Origin of the sequence: Jiangella rhizosphaerae, assembly GCF_003579925.1 — a bacterium.
GTDB lineage: Bacteria > Actinomycetota > Actinomycetes > Jiangellales > Jiangellaceae > Jiangella > Jiangella rhizosphaerae.
This window is the reverse complement of sequence record NZ_QUAL01000067.1, coordinates 1-2,843: the sequence shown is the minus strand read 5'-3', so window position 1 is coordinate 2,843 and position 2,843 is coordinate 1. Positions and strand designations below refer to the sequence as shown.

At 71.9% G+C, this 2,843-nt stretch carries 2 protein-coding genes and 1 pseudogene; 2 read left to right on the top strand and 1 reads right to left on the bottom strand.

Going from position 1 to position 2,843, the window contains the following annotated elements:
- Nucleotides 1-53 precede the first annotated feature (53 nt).
- The gene (locus DY240_RS07990) at nt 54-551 is read right to left on the bottom strand and encodes a DoxX family protein (protein ID WP_119659413.1); all 498 of its coding nucleotides are present in this window, start codon (nt 549-551) and stop codon (nt 54-56) included.
- A gap of 749 nt (nt 552-1,300) precedes the next feature.
- Between DY240_RS07990 and DY240_RS07985 the strand changes: the two genes are divergently transcribed.
- Together DY240_RS07985 and DY240_RS07980 are read left to right on the top strand one after the other, a co-directional pair.
- A complete protein-coding gene (locus DY240_RS07985) occupies nt 1,301-2,638 on the top strand; it encodes a hypothetical protein (protein WP_199701058.1) in 1,338 nt (445 codons plus the stop codon).
- Nucleotides 2,635-2,843 (top strand): annotated as a pseudogene (locus tag DY240_RS07980) (aminoglycoside phosphotransferase family protein); the annotation flags it as partial. The gene DY240_RS07985 and the pseudogene DY240_RS07980, both read left to right, overlap by 4 nt.

Sequence of the window (2,843 nt, the reverse complement as noted above, 5' to 3'; positions counted from 1 at the left end):
CGCCGGGCTCGCGGGGGTCGAGCCCGGCGCTCTCGCCGGTGTGATGGTGCTGGTCAGCGGGTGCTCGGCTCCATCCGGGCGCCGAGCGCCTTGGCGCCGATCACCAGAACGGCCGCGGCCAGGATGATGTCCTTGAACACGTACTGCGCCTCGAGCGTCGGCGTGCCGTCGGGGAACATGTCGCCGAAGAACAGCACCAGCGGCGACATCATCCCGGCCAGCGCGCCGGCCAGGACGACCAGGCCGGTGCGCAGGAACACGCCGGTGACCAGCGTGAGCCCGACGAACGTCTCGATGACGGCGGTCAGCGTCACCGCCGCCTGCCCGTGCACCAGGCCCAGCGTCAGCGTGTCGACCGTCCGCATGACCAGCGGCTCGGCCGGGCTGGCGCCGGGGAAGAACTTGAGTGCGCCGAAGGCCAGGACCACGATGCCGAGGCTGACCTGAAGCGCCTGGATTCCGTGCGCCGCGAGCCACCCTGCGGCGACGGCGACCGGGTCGCGCCGGGCGGGTGCGCCGGTGCTCTGACGGGCGGGGGCTGTGGTGGACATGATCTACCATCCTTCGTTGAGAGGGGTCCGCGGCTTGGACTGTCCTTCTCGGCGGACCGCCGGAGTTGCCGCTCCGGCGGTCCTTCACCGACTCCTGGTGGAGTGGCTTCACGCTACGAAGGGGTGGGGTGCTCGCACGTCGGCTCGAGGGCGTATCTCGCGTCTACGATCGGCGACGTACGGGGCGCAAGGGATCTCCCCGGGGTGTCAGGGTCGCGTCCTGGGTCTGAGTCGCGCTTCTGGGCTGCAATCGGCTGTTTTGTGCGACTCAGGCCCAGGACGTGCCTCGTCGTCGCGACGTGATCGGCCGAACACGCTATTGCGGCATCAGCCGAACGGCCGAGTGGGCAATTCGGCCATTCGTCGGATCTTCCCGGGAATTGCAGTGGTGTGATCGCCCGGATGCGCGGCCCCTGAGCTCACCGGAACAATTCGGACGAATCGCCCGGTCGCCGAAATGGCGGCGAATCTCCTGCGTCAACCGGGAGGTCGCGGCGGGTTGCCGGGTTCGGGGTGGTCTGCCCGGCAACCCGCCTCAAGTCACGGCTTCCATGAACGGTGTCGAATCGGGAGAAAGGCACCGGCCATGACTCGTGTATCGATCATTTCGCCGGAATTGGGTGATCAGTAGGGCATCGAGGTGGGATCCTCGGGGGAGGCGAGTGGGGATGGTTCGGGATTCTCCGGATCACCTGACAGCAATCCGCCGAGAATGCGATTATGTTCCTCCCCACGTACGTGGAGACATCGTGCGCGAACCGAACGAGCACCTGCGACTGGCCCGCGAGAGCACGCCGTCGGCCGATGTGCCGGGTGCGGCGATGTCCCGCCAGGAGCTGGCCGACCGCGTCAACGCCTACCTCTTCGAACGTACGGGCCGGCTGCACGAGCTGGACGACAACTACATCGGCAAGCTCGAGCGCGGCATCATCCGCTGGCCGCAGGCCGCCTACCGCGACGCCCTGCGCGCCGTCCTGGGTGCGGCGACCGACCGCGACCTCGGCTTCGTCAACACCCGCCGGCTGCACTCCGCGCCGGTCGCCCTCCAGCCGGTGGGCGAGCCGGACGTGAAGCGGCACGAGTTCCTCCGCGCGGCCTTCGTGGGGGTCGGCGGCCTGCTGACGTCGCCGTCCACGCTGCTCGACCTGCTGGCGCCGCTGCGCCCGTCCGACGCCCCGAAGCGGGTCGGCCGCAGCGAGATCGAACAGGTCCGCGGCGCCGCCGACCTGCTGGTCAGCTGGGGGCACAGTCACGGCGGCGCGGGGGTGCGCGAGGCCGCGAACGCCCAGCTGCGCTGGTTCGGGCAGCTGCTGGGCGCCCAGGCGACGCCCGAGGTGCGGGTCGAGCTGCACGAGGCGGTCGGCCTGCTCGGCCACGCCACCGCACATATGGCGTTCGACGCATGCGCCTACGACGACGCGCGGCAGATCTTCAAGTTCGCGCTGGCCTGCTCCGAGGAGGTCGGCAGCTGGCACCTGCGCGCCAAGGTGCTGTCCTCGCTGGCCCGGCAGGAGATCTGGCGCGGCGAACCCGACCTCGGGCTGACCTATGCCGAGCTGGCGCTGGTCCGGTCCGACCGGCTGACGGCCACCGAACGGGCCATGCTGCACACCGCCCGGGCCCGCGCGCTGGCCAAGCTGGGCCGCTACCAGGACACTCTGCGCGCCGTCGGGCAGGCCGACGAGGCGTTCGCGCACACCGACCCGGCCGGCGACCCGCCGTGGATGTCGTACTACGACGCCGCCCAACATGCCGGCGACACCGGGCACGCGCTGTTCGACCTGACCGTGCAGGGCCACCGCACCGAGGCCGCGGCCCGCCTGCGGACCGCCGTCGACGGCCACACCGCCGGCTACGTCCGCTCCCGCGCGATGTCGCAGACCAAGCTCGCGTCGCTGACCATGGCCGTCGGCGATCCCGGCGAAGCGGCCCGCATCGGCCTGGCCGCCGTCACCGACGCCGGGCGACTGCACTCGCGGCGAGCCGCCATGGACCTCGCGGAGCTGCACACCTACGCCGGCCGGCACGCCGGCGTCCCCGAGGTGGCCGAGCTGCGGCATCGGCTCACCACCGCTCTGGCGTCGTGACGGCCGACGACACCCACCGCGTCCTGCACCACGCCTGCCGCCGCGCCGGGCTCGACCCGGCGCCGGCCGAGCTGCTCCGCCGGGCCGAGAACTCCGTCTACCGGCTCCCGGGCGAGGTGATCGCCCGGGTCGGCCGGCCCGGCCAGGCGGCCGCGGCCGGCAACGAGGTCCGCGTCGCCCGCTGGCTGGAGCGCGCCGGGCTGCC

What these genes read in the sequence shown, in the direction of transcription:
- DY240_RS07990 (WP_119659413.1), bottom strand. Translation starts at nt 551, where the DNA reads ATGTCCACCACAGCCCCCGCCCGTCAGAGCACCGGCGCACCCGCCCGG.